At 33.4% G+C, this 16,455-nt stretch carries 14 protein-coding genes; 13 read left to right on the forward strand and 1 reads right to left on the reverse strand.

Going from position 1 to position 16,455, the window contains the following annotated elements:
• Positions 1-97 precede the first annotated feature (97 nt).
• The 10 genes from AABL85_RS03275 to sucD all read left to right on the forward strand — a co-directional run bounded on the left by AABL85_RS03275 (position 98) and on the right by sucD (position 10,927).
• Positions 98-1,198, forward strand: a complete 1,101-nt coding sequence (locus AABL85_RS03275; RefSeq protein WP_341309198.1) for a DUF695 domain-containing protein — start codon at positions 98-100, stop codon at positions 1,196-1,198.
• 232 nt (positions 1,199-1,430) lie between these two features.
• Positions 1,431-2,198: a peroxide stress protein YaaA gene (gene yaaA / locus AABL85_RS03280; protein ID WP_341309199.1), complete on the forward strand. Its 768-nt coding sequence runs from the start codon at positions 1,431-1,433 to the stop codon at positions 2,196-2,198.
• 26 nt (positions 2,199-2,224) lie between these two features.
• The gene (hutH, locus tag AABL85_RS03285) at positions 2,225-3,727 is read left to right on the forward strand and encodes a histidine ammonia-lyase (protein WP_341309200.1); all 1,503 of its coding nucleotides are present in this window, start codon (positions 2,225-2,227) and stop codon (positions 3,725-3,727) included.
• A 112-nt stretch (positions 3,728-3,839) separates the two neighbouring features.
• Entirely contained in the window at positions 3,840-5,078 is a 1,239-nt protein-coding gene (locus tag AABL85_RS03290) for an HD domain-containing protein (RefSeq protein WP_341309201.1), read from the forward strand.
• Between the two features lie 30 nt (positions 5,079-5,108).
• Complete coding sequence (gene lpxD, locus AABL85_RS03295; protein WP_341309202.1) at positions 5,109-6,131, forward strand: UDP-3-O-(3-hydroxymyristoyl)glucosamine N-acyltransferase; 1,023 nt, start codon at positions 5,109-5,111, stop codon at positions 6,129-6,131.
• Positions 6,132-6,161: 30 nt separating this feature from the next.
• Entirely contained in the window at positions 6,162-7,556 is a 1,395-nt protein-coding gene (locus AABL85_RS03300; protein WP_341309203.1) for a bifunctional UDP-3-O-[3-hydroxymyristoyl] N-acetylglucosamine deacetylase/3-hydroxyacyl-ACP dehydratase, read from the forward strand.
• A 4-nt stretch (positions 7,557-7,560) separates the two neighbouring features.
• Complete coding sequence (gene lpxA, locus AABL85_RS03305; RefSeq protein ID WP_341309204.1) at positions 7,561-8,346, forward strand: acyl-ACP--UDP-N-acetylglucosamine O-acyltransferase; 786 nt, start codon at positions 7,561-7,563, stop codon at positions 8,344-8,346.
• A gap of 21 nt (positions 8,347-8,367) precedes the next feature.
• Positions 8,368-8,934 (forward strand): elongation factor P, encoded by a 567-nt coding sequence (efp, locus tag AABL85_RS03310; RefSeq protein ID WP_341309205.1) that lies wholly within the window; start codon positions 8,368-8,370, stop codon positions 8,932-8,934.
• 20 nt (positions 8,935-8,954) lie between these two features.
• On the forward strand, positions 8,955-9,890 hold the full coding sequence (locus AABL85_RS03315; RefSeq protein WP_341309206.1) for a UDP-3-O-(3-hydroxymyristoyl)glucosamine N-acyltransferase: 936 nt from the start codon (positions 8,955-8,957) through the stop codon (positions 9,888-9,890).
• A gap of 164 nt (positions 9,891-10,054) precedes the next feature.
• Complete coding sequence (gene sucD, locus AABL85_RS03320) at positions 10,055-10,927, forward strand: succinate--CoA ligase subunit alpha (RefSeq protein WP_006258918.1); 873 nt, start codon at positions 10,055-10,057, stop codon at positions 10,925-10,927.
• A 457-nt stretch (positions 10,928-11,384) separates the two neighbouring features.
• Here the strand turns inward: sucD and AABL85_RS03325 are convergent, their stop codons facing one another.
• Positions 11,385-12,470 (reverse strand): lipase family protein, encoded by a 1,086-nt coding sequence (locus tag AABL85_RS03325; protein WP_341309207.1) that lies wholly within the window; start codon positions 12,468-12,470, stop codon positions 11,385-11,387.
• Between the two features lie 124 nt (positions 12,471-12,594).
• Between AABL85_RS03325 and AABL85_RS03330 the strand changes: the two genes are divergently transcribed.
• The 3 genes from AABL85_RS03330 to AABL85_RS03340 all read left to right on the forward strand — a co-directional run bounded on the left by AABL85_RS03330 (position 12,595) and on the right by AABL85_RS03340 (position 16,277).
• The gene (locus tag AABL85_RS03330; protein ID WP_341309208.1) at positions 12,595-13,236 is read left to right on the forward strand and encodes an HdeD family acid-resistance protein; all 642 of its coding nucleotides are present in this window, start codon (positions 12,595-12,597) and stop codon (positions 13,234-13,236) included.
• A 73-nt stretch (positions 13,237-13,309) separates the two neighbouring features.
• Positions 13,310-13,879, forward strand: a complete 570-nt coding sequence (locus AABL85_RS03335; protein WP_341309209.1) for a hypothetical protein — start codon at positions 13,310-13,312, stop codon at positions 13,877-13,879.
• Between the two features lie 211 nt (positions 13,880-14,090).
• On the forward strand, positions 14,091-16,277 hold the full coding sequence (locus AABL85_RS03340; protein WP_341309210.1) for a glutamine synthetase III: 2,187 nt from the start codon (positions 14,091-14,093) through the stop codon (positions 16,275-16,277).
• Positions 16,278-16,455: the final 178 nt, after the last annotated feature.

Genomic DNA, 16,455 nt, shown 5'->3' on the forward strand with positions numbered 1-16,455 from the left:
TAGTGAGCTTTTTTAGTTATAAAAGTAGAACAGAGGAGTTTCTTGTATTTTATTGAAAAAAGTGTACTTTTAGTGCTTAAGTTTAAAAAGAGAGGTTATGGGTTTTTTCGATAAATTATTTGGAAAGGGTGTTAAAGAAGCTAATACTGTTGAATTAGAGGAGCAGTATCAACAGTTTTGGGATTGGTTTATTGCTAATGAATCAAAATTCTATAAGACAATAGAAAATCATGAACGAGTAGTGGAGGATTTTATAGATATTGTCAGTCCTAGGTTAAAGGCTATTAATACAGATTTTAATATGCTAACTGGTATGGGTAAAGATGGAATAGGAGAATTAATAATTACTCCTGATGGTAGGTTAAAGTCATTGCCCTTTGTGGATGAATTTGTTCAGGCAGCCCCTGAGCATAAGAGATGGAGATTTATCAGCTGTAAACCAAGTGTAAAAGGAATAGGGCTCAATATGAATGGTTTTTTATTAGATGAAGAGACTGTTTCGTTTATACCTATTCATGACGATGTATATCCAGATTATATCCACCTGCGTTTTATAGTGAAAGAATGTACACCTGAGAATGAAGAAGAAATAGGAAATGCTCTCTACATATTCTTAGACAACTATCTAGGTGAGATTAAGACAATGACGATGATTGATTACTTAGAAGTGAGTGGAGAAGAAGGGGTTGAAGGAGAGGTGATTCCGGTGTCTAAGTTAAGTGATTATTTAAGTTATAGGGAAACAGAGTTTGTAGAAAAATATGATAGTGTAATTCGCAATAATGAGGAGGATACTTATTCTATATTAGAAAGTAATACTGATCATGAGCCTTTAATTGTGGTCGTTAATACGAGTTTCTTAAACTGGGATCAAAAAATGTCCTATCCTTGGGTGGTTAAGGTATCTATAAAATATAAAGGTCGTGAAGATGGATTGCCGAGTAAAGAGGACTTAAATAGTATGGATGACATAGAAGATGTGATTTTAGAATCAGGCAATCTTAATAGTGTAGCAAGAGAGACTGGAGCAGGAGAACGTACCTTATTCTTTGCAACAAAAGATTATAAAAAGGCATCTATAGATGTCTTTAAAACAATCAGTTTATTTACAGATCGATTTGATATAGACTATACTATATATAGGGATAAATATTGGATGGGCTTAGAAGTATATACAAGGGCAATTAATAAATCCTAATACGTTCAGAGTATTTTAGAAAGTACATTCTGAGTATGGTTTCATTTTTATAGATTTTATTTTAGATATTATCTCTTTAGTAATGAGGTAGGTGGGAGTTATAGAGAACTCTTTAGGAAGAAAGTCTGTTTTAAAAAGTGTTAAAACAAGGATAAAACCTAAAAACACAAGAAGGCGAAATATGAAAATCTAAATAGTTATCCTATATTTGGGATGCTAAAAAAAAGAGAATATGAAAATTTTAATATCACCTGCTAAGAGTTTAGATTACACAACAGCAGTGCCTGTAGAAAAAGCTACAAAAGCTTCGTTTATCAAAGAATCAAAAGTGATCAATGAAGTGCTACAATCTAAAACTCCTCTAGATTTAGAGTTATTGATGAAGATTTCTAATAATCTGGCAGAACTAAATTGGAAGAGAAATCAAGAGAGAGCTTTTGTGAAAAAAGCAGGAAGAGAAAATGATTTTAGACAAGCTGTATTTGCCTTTAATGGAGATGTATATGCAGGGTTAGACGCATATAGCTTAACAGCAGAAAAAATAGATGTATTACAAGATAAATTGAGAATTTTATCAGGTCTTTATGGCTTGTTAAAACCTTTAGACGAAATAGAACCATATCGCTTAGAAATGGGAACCAAAATGGCTGTAGGAACAAATGCAAATCTATATGAGTTTTGGAAACCAATTTTAGCGGATGCATTAAACAAAGAAATGAAACAAGATGAGTTATTAATTAACTTGGCTAGTAATGAGTATTTTAGTGCCATAGATAAAAAGGCGATTAAAGGGACTATAGTTACTCCTGATTTTAAAGAACTAAGAGATGGCAAGCTAAAGACAATTAGCTTCTATGCTAAAAAAGCAAGGGGGATGATGGTGCGTTATATCATAGATAATAACGTAAATGATATAGATGGTCTTAAGAAGTTTAATGTAGATGGGTATGGATGGAGTGAAGCGGACTCTAAAGGTAACAATTTAGTGTTTACAAGATAAATTTTATATACCACCAATATACAAATATGGAATTAGTACATTATATTACTTCAGATGTATTTACAATCGAGAAGTTAAACGAGATTTTAACTCAAGGTCAAAAAATACAACTCTCTGAAGAAGCAAGAGCAAATATTGTTAATTGTCGTATGTATTTAGACGATAAAATGGCTAAACAAGCAGATCCTATTTATGGGATTAATACAGGGTTTGGTTCATTGTGTAACGTTAAAATAGACAATGATAACTTATCTCAACTGCAAGAGAACTTAATGATGTCTCATGCGTGTGGAACAGGAGAAATAGTTCCTGAAGAGATTGTTAAAATAATGCTATTACTAAAAGTAAAATCTCTTAGTTATGGTAACTCAGGGGTTCAGTTAGAGACTGTGGAGAGATTAATGGACTTCTTTAATAACGATATCCTTCCTGTAGTCTATAATCAAGGTTCTTTAGGGGCATCTGGTGACTTATCTCCATTAGCTCACTTAACTTTGCCTTTGATCGGAGAGGGAGAAGTGTTCTGTGACGGGTTTAGACAACCTGCGAATAAAGTATTAGCTAATCACGGATGGGAACCAATTAAACTAAAATCTAAAGAAGGATTAGCTTTGCTAAACGGAACTCAGTTTATGAGTGCTTATGGATGTTATATCTTATTAAAAGCAAAGAAATTATCTTATTTAGCTGATGTAATCGGAGCTATTTCTTTAGAAGGATTTGATGGAAGGATAGAGCCTTTTAACGAATTAATTCACTATGTAAGACCGCATAAAGGACAGATAGAAACAGCACAGTTTTTTAATGAAATTTTAGAAGGGTCTGAATTAATTAGCCGCCCAAAAGAGCATGTACAAGATCCTTATTCATTTAGATGTATTCCACAGGTACACGGAGCGTCAAAAGATGCAATAGATTATGTAAATCGCGTATTTAAAACTGAAATTAACTCGGTGACAGATAACCCTAATGTATTCTATAAAGACGATATCATCGTTTCTGGAGGTAACTTTCACGGGCAACCTTTGGCTCTGGCATTAGACTTCTTAGGGATCGCTCTAGCAGAATTGGGAAGTATATCAGAACGTCGTACTTATCAGTTGATTTCAGGACTTAGAGGTTTGCCAGCTTTCTTGGTTTCTAATCCAGGTTTAAATTCAGGGTTTATGATTCCTCAGTACACTGCTGCGAGTATTGTGAGTCAGAACAAACAATTAGCAACTCCTGCAAGTGTAGATAGTATTGTGTCTAGTAATGGACAAGAAGATCACGTGAGTATGGGGGCTAATGGGGCCACTAAAACGTTGCGTATAGTAGATAATTTAGAGCGCATCTTAGCTATCGAATTGATGAATGCAGCACAAGCTTTAGAATTCAGACGACCAGCTAAATCAAGTGAGTTTATTGAATCATTCTTAAAAGTCTATAGAGAAGAGGTTTCTTTTGTTGATGTAGATCGTATTTTACATTATGATATAGAGAAGTCAATTGTATTCCTAAATTCGTTTCAAATAGACTTAGAAGCTTAAGAGTTATAAAATTACAGAAATATTAAGATTAACCGCATCTTTCTTTCTAAAAGGGGTGCGGTTTTTTTAATATATATGCTATATTTGTATATGTTTATAAAAATGACTTTAATTGGCTAACATTAATAAACTTAAGATTCTAAATGATCCTATATATGGATTCATTTCTATACCAAACTCTTTGGTATACGACTTAATAGAACATCCTTATTTTCAACGCTTGAGAAGAATTTCTCAAATGGGCGTTTCTTATTTAGTATATCCTGGTGCTCATCATACTCGTTTTCATCATGCCTTAGGTTGTATGCATTTAATGCAAAAGGCAGTACAAGTTTTGCGTTTTAAGAATGTAGATATCTCAGAAGAAGAAGAGAATGCTCTATATGTTGCGATTTTGCTTCACGACATAGGACATGGTCCTTTCTCGCATGCAATGGAAGAAAGCATCGTAGAAGGAGTGCATCATGAAGAGATTTCGATCTTATTTATGAATCGCTTGAATAGAGAGTTTGGAGGAAAGCTAGATTTAGCTATTAAAATATTCAAAGGTGAATATCACCGCAAGTTTATGTTACAATTGATTTCAGGTCAATTGGATATGGATCGTATGGACTACCTAAAAAGAGATAGCTTCTATAGTGGTGTAGCTGAAGGTAATATTAATTCAGAGCGATTAATTCAGATGCTGAATGTCGTGAATGATGAATTAGTTGTAGAAAAGAAGGGGATTTACTCTGTAGAGATGTTCTTGATCGCACGTAGGCTAATGTATTGGCAAGCTTATTTACACAAGACAAGTGTATGTGCAGAACTAATATTAGTACGTGTGTTAAAACGCGCAAAAGAATTGACTCATAAAGGAGTGGAGCTGTGGTGTAGTGAGTCTTTGCAATTCTTTTTAAAGAATCAAATAGACGAAGGGGATTTCGATCAAGTAGGATTAGAAAACTTTGCTCTATTAGATGATTCAGATATCTTAGGAGCGCTTAAGTCATGGCAATTTCACAATGACTTTATTTTGTCAGAATTGAGTAAAATGATTATTAATCGAGAGCTATTGCGTATTGAATTTGTTTCAGATAAAGAGGAAACAAAATTAAAGTTAAATAATATGCTAGATAAAGTATCCAAGAAATATTCTATTTCTAATGAAGCTTCTAAATACTTCGTGTTTAAAGGTAAAATGGAGAATCAAGCGTATAGTAAAGATAAAGAGCCTATTATGATACTAAAAAAAGATGGCACGACAAAAGATGTCTTGTCTGTATCTGATGAGCTAAACTTAAAATCATTGACGAAAGTGGTGACAAAGTATTTTGTTTGTTATCCAAAAAACGTTTTTGAAAGTTAAATTTCAATTATATTTTATATTTTTGCCCCGATGAAAATAGTAGCAGAACAAATAGCGTCAGTATTAGAAGGAGAGATTGTAGGAAACCCTACAATCGAAGTAAGTACATTGGCTAAGATAGAAGAAGGAACAGAAGGGTCTATTTCTTTTTTAGCAAATCCTAAATACGTACACCATATATATACAACAAATGCCTCTGTGGTTATCGTTAACAAAACGTTCGAACCAGAGCACCCTATCAAGGCAACTTTAATTAAAGTAGATGATGCGTATAAGGCATTCTCTAAGTTATTAGAGTACTACAATCAAGTGAAATTAATGAAATCAGGAATAGAGCAACCATCAGTTATTTCAGAGGGAGTGGAGTATGGTGATGATTTGTATCTAGGAAGCTTTGCTTATATTGGCAAGAATGTAAAGATAGGTAATAACGTAAAGATATATCCGAATACATTTGTAGGAGACAATGTTCGTATTGGAGAGAATACAGTTTTATTTGCAGGAGTTCGTGTCTATTCAGAGACTGTAATAGGAGCTAATTGTACTTTTCATGCAGGAGTAATTATAGGTTCTGATGGATTTGGTTTTGCACCTAATCCAGATGGGACATTTAATAAAGTTCCACAGATTGGTAATGTTATCATTGAAGATAATGTAGAGATAGGTGCTGCCTCAACAATTGATAGAGCTACACTAGGGTCTACTGTTATTCGCAAAGGAGTAAAGCTGGATAATCAAATTCAGATAGCACATAATGTAGAGATAGGTGAAAATACTGTAATCGCTTCTCAAACAGGAGTGGCAGGATCTACAAAAATAGGGAAGAACTGTATGATCGGAGGACAAGTAGGAATAGTAGGACATTTAACAATAGGTGATAATGTACGCATTCAGGCTCAATCAGGTGTAACTAAAAATTTAGAGAACGGTGCGGCTGTGCAAGGTAGTCCTGCATTGGCACATAATGAATTCTTGAAATCATATAGCTACTTTAAGAACTTCTCAAAGATAGTTAGTGATATCGAATCAATGAAAAAGAAAATAAACGAATAGCCTTTTCAAAATACTTAAAGAAATTTAATTATGGTTAAACAAAAAACCATCCAGAATGAGGTAACTCTTAGTGGGGTTGGATTACATACAGGTCAATTGGTAACAATGACTTTAAAGCCAGCACCTATTAATAATGGGTTTACTTTTGTACGTATGGATTTAGAGGGACATCCAATTATAGAAGCGGATGCTAATTATGTTGTGAATACACAACGTGGTACAAACCTTGAAAAAAAGGGAGTTAAAATACAGACAACAGAGCATGTATTAGCGGCTTTTGTAGGATGTGATTTAGATAATGTTATCATTGAGCTAAATGCATCAGAACCGCCAATTATGGATGGGTCTTCTAAGTACTTTGTTGAAGCAGTTGAAAAAGCAGGTATCGTAGAACAAGAAGCTGAACGTGAGGAATACATCGTAAAAGAAGTTATTTCTTTTGTAGATGAACAAACAGGAAGTGAGATAATTGTAATGCCTTCTGATAGTTACCAAGTGACTGCTATGGTTGATTTTGGTACTAAAGTATTGGGTACGCAGAATGCTACATTGAAATCAATGTCTGACTTTAAAGAAGAGATTTCAGAAGCGCGTACTTTTAGTTTCTTACATGAGCTAGAAGCATTGCTAGCGAATGGACTGATTAAAGGAGGGGATTTAAATAACGCTATTGTGTATGTAGATAAAGATATATCTCCAGAAACAATGGAACATCTAAAAAAAGCATTTGGTAAAGACGAAATAGCTGTTAAACCAAATGGAGTTTTAGATAACTTAACTTTACATTACCCAAATGAAGCTGCTCGTCACAAATTACTTGATGTAATCGGAGATTTAGCTTTAATAGGGACTAGAATTAGAGGTAAAGTGATTGCTAATAAACCAGGACATTCGGTAAATACTAATTTTGCTAAAAAAATGTCTAAGATTATTCGCAATGAAAAGCGCAATCAGGTTCCATCTTATGACTTACATGCAGAGCCACTTATGGATGTGAATAAGATTATGGCTTTATTGCCTCATAGACCACCATTCTTATTAGTAGATAAGATTTTAGAAATGTCTGATAAGCATGTTGTGGGACTTAAGAATGTAACCATGAATGAACCATTCTTCGTAGGACACTTCCCTGGTGCACCAGTTATGCCAGGAGTACTTATTTGTGAAGCAATGGCTCAGTCAGGAGGGATCTTGATCTTGAGTACTGTACCAGATCCAGAGAACTATCTTACTTATTTTATGAAAATGGATAATGTTAAGTTTAAAAATAAGGTACACCCAGGTGATACTTTGGTATTTAAATTAGAACTTATTACGCCAATAAGAAGAGGAATATGTCATATGCAAGGGTATGCATATGCAAACGGAAAATTAGTAGCTGAGGCTGAATTAATGGCTCAGATTTCAAAAATAACAAATAACTAAGAATATGAATCAGCCTTTAGCATATGTACATCCTGGAGCTAAAATAGCTAGAAATGTTGTTATAGAACCTTTTACAACCATTCACAATAATGTTGAAATAGGGGAAGGAACATGGATAGGATCAAATGTTACTATTATGGAAGGAGCTCGCATCGGAAAGAATTGTAAGATTTTTCCTGGAGCAGTTATTTCAGCAGAACCACAAGATTTAAAATTCGAAGGAGAAGTTACTACTGTAGAGATAGGTAATAATACTACCATCAGAGAGTGTGTAACAATCAATAGAGGAACAAAAGATAGATATAAAACAATTATCGGAGATAACTGTTTGATTCAAGCGTATAGTCATATTGCACACGATTGTATCGTTGGTAATAACTGTATTTTTTCTAACTCAAGTACACTAGCAGGACATGTTACCATAGGGGACTATGTAGTTTTAGCAGGATTAGTTGCTGTACATCAATTCTGTACTATCGGATCACATTCATTTGTGACTGGAGGTACATTAGTGCGTAAAGACGTTCCTCCTTATATTAAGGCAGCTCGTGAACCAATCTCTTATGCTGGTATTAACTCAGTAGGATTGAGAAGAAGAGGATATGAGCCAGAAAAGATAAGAGAGATTCAAGAGATCTATCGTATTTTATATCAAAAGAACTATAATACAAGTCAAGCACTTGAGATTATAGAAGCAGATATGGAAGCAACTCCAGAAAGAGATGAAGTTTTAATGTTTATCCGTAATTCTTCAAGAGGAATTATGAGAGGATATTCAGGAATATATTAGTAATACTAAATACAAAAAAGAATGGCAACAACAGCTGATATTAGAAATGGTTTATGTATCCAATACAACAATGATATTTATAAAATTGTTGAGTTTTTACACGTTAAACCTGGAAAAGGGCCTGCATTTGTTAGAACAAAAATGAGAAGCGTTACTAATGGAAGAGTATTAGAGAATACTTTTTCTGCTGGTCACAAAATCGATACAGTAAGAGTAGAGACGCATAAATTCCAATATTTATATCCAGAGGGAGATCAGTTCCACTTTATGAATGTGGAAACTTATGAGCAAATTACGTTATTAAAAGATGTATTAGATGCTCCAGAATTATTGAAAGAAGGAGAAACTGTAATGGTTCAAATTAATTCAGATACTGAATTACCATTAGCAGTAGATATGCCTGCATCTGTAATTTTAGAAGTTACTTATGCTGAGCCAGGAGTAAAAGGAAATACAGCTACTAATGCTACAAAACCTGCTACTGTTGAAACAGGTGCTACTATCAATGTACCTTTATTCATCAATGAAGGTGATAAAATCAAGATTGATACATCGAATAGCGCTTATATGGAGCGTATCAAGGAGTAATCACTTTTAGAAGAAGAGAGATGCGTTTTGCAAAAGTTCAAGATTTACAGACTATAGCGGAGATTATTGGATGTAAGTTTGTAGGAGATTCTCATTTTCCAGTTTATGGAATGAATGAAATTCACGTTGTACAAGAAGGTGAAATCGTTTTTGTGGATCATCCAAAATATTATGATAAGGCATTAAACTCTAATGCAACGATTATCTTGATCAATAAAGATGTAGAATGTCCTGAGGGCAAAGCTCTATTGATCTCTGATGATCCTTTTAGAGATTTTAATAAGTTATCAAAGTTCTTTAACCCATTTAAACCTGCAACTGAAGTTCAAGCTAAAGATGCTATTATAGGGGAAGGAACAATCATTCAGCCAAATGTATTCATTGGTCATAATGTAGTGATTGGTAAAAATTGTGTTATTCATCCTAATGTAGTTTTGTATGATGGAACTATTATCGGGGATAATGTAGTTATACATGCTGGAGCTATATTAGGTGCTGATGCATTCTACTATAAAAAGAGACCAGAGGGCTTTGATCCATTAGTGTCTTGTGGTAGAGTAGTTATCGAAGATAACGTAGGCATCGGTGCTGCATGTACTATAGATAGAGGTGTCACAGGAGATACTACTATTAAAGAAGGTGCTAAAATAGATAATCAAGTTCATATCGGACATGATACTGTAGTAGGAGTACGTTCTTTAATTGCAGCTCAATGTGGTATAGCAGGTTGTGTGGTGATAGAAGATGAAGTAACACTTTGGGGACAAGTAGGTACTACAAGTGGTATCACAATTGGAACTAAAGCTGTTGTTTTAGCTCAATCTGGAGTTTCAAAATCGCTAGCAGGAGGCAAAGTTTACTTTGGTTATCCAGCAGAGGAGTCAAGAGACAAATTAAAGCAATTAGCAAGCATTAAGAGAATACCAGAATTGGTAGAGAAAACTAAGCATTTATAGTATTTGACCGTAGAGTCTGACATAAATCAGGTTTTTTGAGATTGAAAACAAAGAATGTTATTAATTAATCAATTAATCTTACTTATAAGGGAGTAAAAAATTTTAATACTAAGTAGAATTGTTTATTTTTGTGTAAGTAAGTTTAAATAAATAAAAACAAGATCATGAGTGTTTTAGTAAATAAAGATTCAAAAATAATCGTTCAGGGGTTTACTGGAAGTGAAGGTACATTCCACGCTTCACAAATGATTGAGTACGGAACAAATGTAGTAGGTGGTGTAACTCCAGGAAAAGGGGGAACAACTCACTTAGACCGTCCAGTATTCAACACAGTTTCAGAAGCTGTAGAAAAAGCAGGTGCTGATACATCTATTATTTTCGTACCACCAGCATTTGCTGCTGACGCTATAATGGAAGCTGCTGATGCAGGTATCAAAGTTATTATCTGTATTACAGAAGGTATTCCAGTAGCTGAAATGATCAAAGCTTACGACTACATCAAAGGTAGAGATTGTAGATTAGTAGGACCTAACTGTCCAGGTGTTATTACTCCAGGTGAAGCTAAAGTTGGTATCATGCCAGGTTTTGTTTTCAAAAAAGGTACAGTAGGAATCGTTTCTAAATCAGGAACTTTAACTTATGAAGCTGCTGATCAAGTTGTAAAGCAAGGTTTAGGTATTACAACAGCTATCGGAATTGGTGGAGATCCAATCATTGGAACAACTACAAAAGAAGCTGTTCAATTATTAATGGCTGATCCAGAAACTGAAGCAATCATTATGATTGGTGAGATTGGTGGTCAATTAGAAGCTGATGCTGCACGTTGGATTAAAGAAAATGGTAATAAAAAACCAGTTATTGGATTCATCGCTGGAGAGACTGCTCCTAAAGGAAGAACTATGGGACACGCTGGTGCTATCGTAGGTGGAGCTGATGATACAGCTGCTGCTAAAAAACGTATCATGAGCGAATGTGGAATCCATGTTGTTGATTCTCCTGCTGAGATTGGTAAAAAAGTAAAAGAAGTTTTAGGATAGTTCTATTCTAAAATAAGATAATAAAAAGGCCTATGCATAATATGCATAGGCCTTTTTATTTCTCATCTTGTCTATTCTATATTTTCAATATTCTAGACTACTCATCAGTTTTTTTAAAATATCGAATTTATAGCAGGTTTTATATTTAGTATAATCTGTTCTTATATCTTAATAAATAGTTAATTAGTGGTTAAAAAATAGATGTTTTTTTAATGTATTTTTAGACTATCTGTATTTAGTGTTCAGAATTAACAAAATAAAAAAATAATTCGTTTTAATGAACAGAGTATTTGTGCTAATAAAAATCTTATGTATATTGTAATGCGCTTACAAAATAGGTGAAAGGCTATCCCTTTCTAACGTAAGTCTTAATTTAGAACCCTAACCAAACTATAACTATAACAATTGAAAGATTGTTTTATTTCAAAAAGAGACTCTTTACAAAGAGTCTCTTTTTTTATTCTTTATCTAATAAGTATAAATATGCTGGTGGTAAGTGATGAGACATGATGTTCTCAGGTTTATGAAATTTGATTTGATACTCTTTATCTTTAAGACCATCTAATATTATAGGATTGCTACATCTTGCATAGTTACTATTGAGTACGTATTGAGGTTCTACTAATTCAGGCAACTGTTTGTGAATTAGGTTAAATACAAATGAACCTAAATACTTGTTGTATTTTTTGACACTTTTCTCTGTTGGTTTTTTTATCCCATTAAAGATGCTATTAGCAACCATTCTCTTAGGCCAAGTAACTTTTTTTAATGCTTTTTTTACTTCGTGGTCTGCTAATGGGCTAATTTCATTAAAGTCCTTGAACGTTTGAGTAGTAGGGGGAAGTTCTGGGACCCAATCTTGCGTATTGATAATAGAATAACTCCAGTTTTTAGCTAGTTTTTCATACTGATAACTGAAATATAGATTTCCTGGTTTAGGAGGAGCTATTGCATAGGTCTTAAATTGTAAATCTTTAGGTAGTTTTCCCTCTAATTGTTGATTCATCAGATTTGCTGTAATTAGATAAGCTATTGCAGCACCTTGACTATGTCCAGAAATGATAAAGTCCTTGTGTTTTTTTTGAACTAAACTATCTAATTTAGGTTTTATATCTTCCATTAGATATAAAGAAGCAATAGTCCAACCTGCATGTACACTAGCACGTTCATCTTGTGAAAGTTTGTAACTAACTTTTTTATTGTTTTCTAATTGTATTTCTCCAGAAGAAGGAATCATGGCAGCATAATAATTGGCTAACCAACTTGATCCTTTGTTTACAGAACCTCTAATAACGATTTCTATAGTATTTGTTTTTTCATTGTGATATAGCGCCCACATATTGGTCAATCCCATTTCTGGAGATCTGTAAGTATTTTTGTATCCTGTAAGATTTTGGAGAGAATCTGTAGGAAAAGCTTTGTGTATATCTGTCGCTAGTTGTAAACTGTTGTATATTTCTTGCTTATCAGCTATTGGCTTTAAGTTTTGTGCAAAACCAATAGAACTTGTACAAAGAAAGAAAAGACAAATTCTTTTTATCATAGAAGTATACTTTATATATAGGATTTAGTTAAATCATTAAACGATTTAAATCAAAGTTAAGCTTTTAAATTTTTGAATGCCGTTAAAAATGTATAAATTAGATGTAAACTTTAAATAAATAGATATGGCTAACTCGTTTGTAAAAACTGTAAAAGATCGAATTAAGAATTGGTATATACCAGTAATCATTGGGGTATTATTTATAATAGGAGGTATATATATGTTTAGTACTCCTATTACAGCATATGCATCATTGACTGTCATTTTTAGTTGTATGTTTTTGATAGCTGGTATTTCAGAAATTATCTTTGCTTTTTCTAATCACGATCAACTAGATGGTTGGGGATGGTTACTTTTCTCAGGGATTATTGATGTGGTATTAGGGGTAATTTTAATAGGAACACCTACGTTATCAGCAGTAGTTCTACCGATTTATGTTGGTTTTGGATTAATGTTTAGATCGATTAGAGGAATGGGGACAGCTTTTGATCTTAAGAATTACGGAGTAAGATCATGGACAAGTCTATTTGTTTTTGCTCTACTTGGGTTAGTATTTTCATTCTGTATGTTATGGAATCTTGAGTTTGGTGCATTTACCATAGTATACTGGACAGCATTCTCATTCATATTATTAGGAGTGTATAGCTTATTGTTTGGTTTCTTTTTAAGAAGAATAAAAAAATATTCAGGAAAGGTAGACCAAGAGCTTTTAGAGCAATATGAGAGAATTCAAGAAGAAGTTCGTAAGAGACTACACGATAAATAAGTATAATTATTTGATAAAGTTTGTAAGGTGTAGTAAAAAATCCATATTTTGCAAGTAATAAATAAAAGAGATTATGAAAAAAATTGCAATGTTATTTGCTTTTGTAGCGACTTCACTATTAGTAGGGTGTGAAGGATCTACTGGACCACAAGGACCTCCAGGGCCAACAATGTATCCATATGTTGAAGAATATAAATTAAGTTTTACTAAAGATTTGAATAGTTTTGTTCAAGGACAAATCATTCCGCATCCAAATGGATTTATAGATGGTGACTTGGTATTCGTCTTTATAGCAGATAAATTTAGTGACGATGGTAAACCACTTTTTTCGCCTTTACCTACAAGATACTTTGTGGATGTAGATAAAGTAGAAAAAGAACTAGAATATAGTTATAATTACTCTCCATATGATACTGAAATTGTAGCAAGGGCTAATGCTCCTCTAGGCTTTTTTAATGGAGATGGAGATAAAAATGAAGGCTTTATAAGAGATATGATCTTTAGAATAGTATATATAGAAGGAAGTACGCCTGTTAAAGGAGTAAGAAATGCAACTGAAGAAGGAGTAAAGACTCCAATATCTTATGACGAACTTGTACAAAAGTATAATTTACAAGATGTAAAAGTAGTTAAGAAGTATTAAATTACAAGATATCGTATATTCATTGAAAGGTAGAGGCACTAAGTTTCTACCTTTTTTTGTTTCTATAGGTAAAAGACAGGGGGTGTTAGTACTCTTGAATGCTCTTTTTAAAAAAAATTACAAAAATACAGGGGGTGTATGTTGTTTTTAACTACTTTTATTTAAATTTGTAGTCATAAAACAGGGGGTGTCCCTTCAAAAACTATTAATTATGTCAACATTTCGTTTTCGAGCAATTGAAAAAGCAGCATCTAGAGAAGCTGTAAAGGTAGAAGAACTGGGTAGAAAATCATTGATCTTTGGTGATCACGTATTTAATGACAAGTCTATGCGACAATTTTTAACCCCTGAAGCTTATCAGGCAGTTAAGAATGCACAGCTAGGAATTAAAATAGATCGTAGATTAGCTGAGTACATTGCTTTGGGAATGAAAGAGTGGGCATTGTCAAAAGGAGTGAGTCACTATACACATTGGTTTCAACCATTAACAGGAACTACAGCAGAGAAACATGATGCTTTCTTTGAAACGTCTTTTGATGGCGATCCTGTTGAAAAATTTAATGGTAGCCAATTAGTACAACAAGAGTCGGATGCTTCAAGTTTCCCTAATGGAGGTATTAGAAATACATTCGAAGCAAGAGGGTATACTGCTTGGGACCCTACGTCTCCAGCATTTATCTTTGGTTCTACATTATGTATTCCTACTGTATTTATCTCTTATACAGGTGAGGCTTTAGATAATAAAACTCCATTGTTAAAAGCAATTAATGCTATAGACGATGCTGCAACTGAGGTAGCAAAGTTATTTGATAAAAACGTAAAGAAAGTTACAGTAACATTAGGGTGGGAACAAGAGTATTTCCTAGTAGATAGTGCATTAGCTGCATCTAGACCTGATATACTTACTACAGGTAGAACATTATTAGGACATACAGCTGCTAAAGGACAACAATTAGATGACCACTATTTTGGATCTATTCCAACTAGAGTATTAAACTACATGCATGATTTAGAGAATCACTGTATTCTACTAGGTATTCCAGTTAAGACTAGACATAATGAGGTAGCACCTAACCAATTCGAATTAGCACCTATATTTGAAGAGGCTAACTTAGCAGTAGATCACAACTCATTATTAATGGATGTGATGAAGAAAGTAGCTGAGAAACACCATTTTAAAGTATTATTCCATGAGAAACCATTTAAAGGAGTTAATGGTTCAGGTAAGCATAATAACTGGTCATTGGCTACAGATACAGGTGTGAACTTGTTAAGTCCTAGTAAGACCCCAAAGAGTAACTTACAATTCTTAACATTCTTTATCAATACAATCAAAGCTGTAAATGATAATGAAGAACTATTGAGATCTGCTATTGCTTCAGCGAGTAACGATCACCGTCTTGGAGCTAATGAAGCACCTCCAGCGATTATGTCTGTATTTATTGGTCAGCAATTGACTAAAGTACTAGAGGAGTTAAAAGAAGTGACAGATGGTAAATTATCTCCTGAAGAAAAAACAGACCTTAAGTTAAATGTAGTTGGAAAAATACCAGATGTATTATTAGATAATACCGATAGAAATAGAACTTCTCCATTTGCTTTTACAGGAAATAAATGGGAATTCAGAGCAGTAGGATCTACGGCTAACTGTGCTGGTCCAATGACTGTCCTAAATACAATAGTGGCTAAGCAACTTAGAGACTTTAAGAATGAAGTAGATACGTTGATTGAAAAAGATGGTCTGAAAAGAGATGAAGCTATCTTTAATGTATTAAGAGAATATATTAAACAAAGTGAAAGAATCCTCTTTGAAGGAGATGGATACGGTGACGAGTGGGAAAAAGAAGCAGAAAAACGTGGATTGAGTAATAACAAAACTACACCTTCAGCTTTGAGAATTAAGAAAGACCCTAAGGTCATCACTATGTTTGAAGAGATGGGAGTAATGACAAGTGTAGAAATGCATGCTAGATATGAGATAGAGTTAGAAGAGTATGTAAAACGTATTCAGATAGAAGGACGTGTATTAGGAGATATCGCAAGAAATCACGTAATACCAACAGCTATCAAGTATCAAAACTTAGTAATTGATAATGTAAAAGGTCTTAAAGAGATATTCGGTGCTGAAGATTTTGGTACCATAGCAGCAGAACAATTGCAAATGATTAAAAAGATATCTCATCACATAGAGCAAATTAATGCTAAAGTTACTGAGATGACGAATGAGCGTAAAAAAGCTAATCTAATAGATGATGTAGAAAAACAAGCTCATGCATACTGTGATACTGTTAAACCTTATTTTGATATTATCCGTTACCACAGTGATAAATTAGAATTAATGGTAGATAATGAACTTTGGACTTTAACGAAGTATAGAGAACTGTTATTTACTAACTAATAATAGTGATAAATTGATGAGAAGACGACTTAAGCTTTTGGCTTAGTCGTCTTTTTGTTGGTATATATAGTATTACCACTATTTGAAGATGGTGTTTATTGTATTTTTCGTGATTAAAGTATATTTTGTTTATTTTGTTAATTAGTATGTAAAAATATATTACTTTAGAAAATTCTTA

This window comes from Myroides odoratimimus (genome assembly GCF_038039805.1).
In the GTDB taxonomy this organism is placed as follows: Bacteria; Bacteroidota; Bacteroidia; order Flavobacteriales; family Flavobacteriaceae; genus Flavobacterium; species Flavobacterium odoratimimum_B.

Excerpts from the sequence above, each read along its gene's own strand:
- lpxD (WP_341309202.1), top strand. The coding sequence starts at position 5,109 with ATGAAAATAGTAGCAGAACAAATAGCGTCAGTATTAGAAGGAGAGATT.
- AABL85_RS03325 (WP_341309207.1), bottom strand. The coding sequence starts at position 12,470 with ATGATAAAAAGAATTTGTCTTTTCTTTCTTTGTACAAGTTCTATTGGT.
- AABL85_RS03335 (WP_341309209.1), top strand. The coding sequence starts at position 13,310 with ATGAAAAAAATTGCAATGTTATTTGCTTTTGTAGCGACTTCACTATTA.
- AABL85_RS03315 (WP_341309206.1), top strand. The coding sequence starts at position 8,955 with ATGCGTTTTGCAAAAGTTCAAGATTTACAGACTATAGCGGAGATTATT.
- AABL85_RS03300 (WP_341309203.1), top strand. The coding sequence starts at position 6,162 with ATGGTTAAACAAAAAACCATCCAGAATGAGGTAACTCTTAGTGGGGTT.
- yaaA (WP_341309199.1), top strand. The coding sequence starts at position 1,431 with ATGAAAATTTTAATATCACCTGCTAAGAGTTTAGATTACACAACAGCA.
- efp (WP_341309205.1), top strand. The coding sequence starts at position 8,368 with ATGGCAACAACAGCTGATATTAGAAATGGTTTATGTATCCAATACAAC.
- AABL85_RS03330 (WP_341309208.1), top strand. The coding sequence starts at position 12,595 with ATGGCTAACTCGTTTGTAAAAACTGTAAAAGATCGAATTAAGAATTGG.
- hutH (WP_341309200.1), top strand. The coding sequence starts at position 2,225 with ATGGAATTAGTACATTATATTACTTCAGATGTATTTACAATCGAGAAG.
- AABL85_RS03340 (WP_341309210.1), top strand. The coding sequence starts at position 14,091 with ATGTCAACATTTCGTTTTCGAGCAATTGAAAAAGCAGCATCTAGAGAA.
- sucD (WP_006258918.1), top strand. The coding sequence starts at position 10,055 with ATGAGTGTTTTAGTAAATAAAGATTCAAAAATAATCGTTCAGGGGTTT.
- lpxA (WP_341309204.1), top strand. The coding sequence starts at position 7,561 with ATGAATCAGCCTTTAGCATATGTACATCCTGGAGCTAAAATAGCTAGA.
- AABL85_RS03275 (WP_341309198.1), top strand. The coding sequence starts at position 98 with ATGGGTTTTTTCGATAAATTATTTGGAAAGGGTGTTAAAGAAGCTAAT.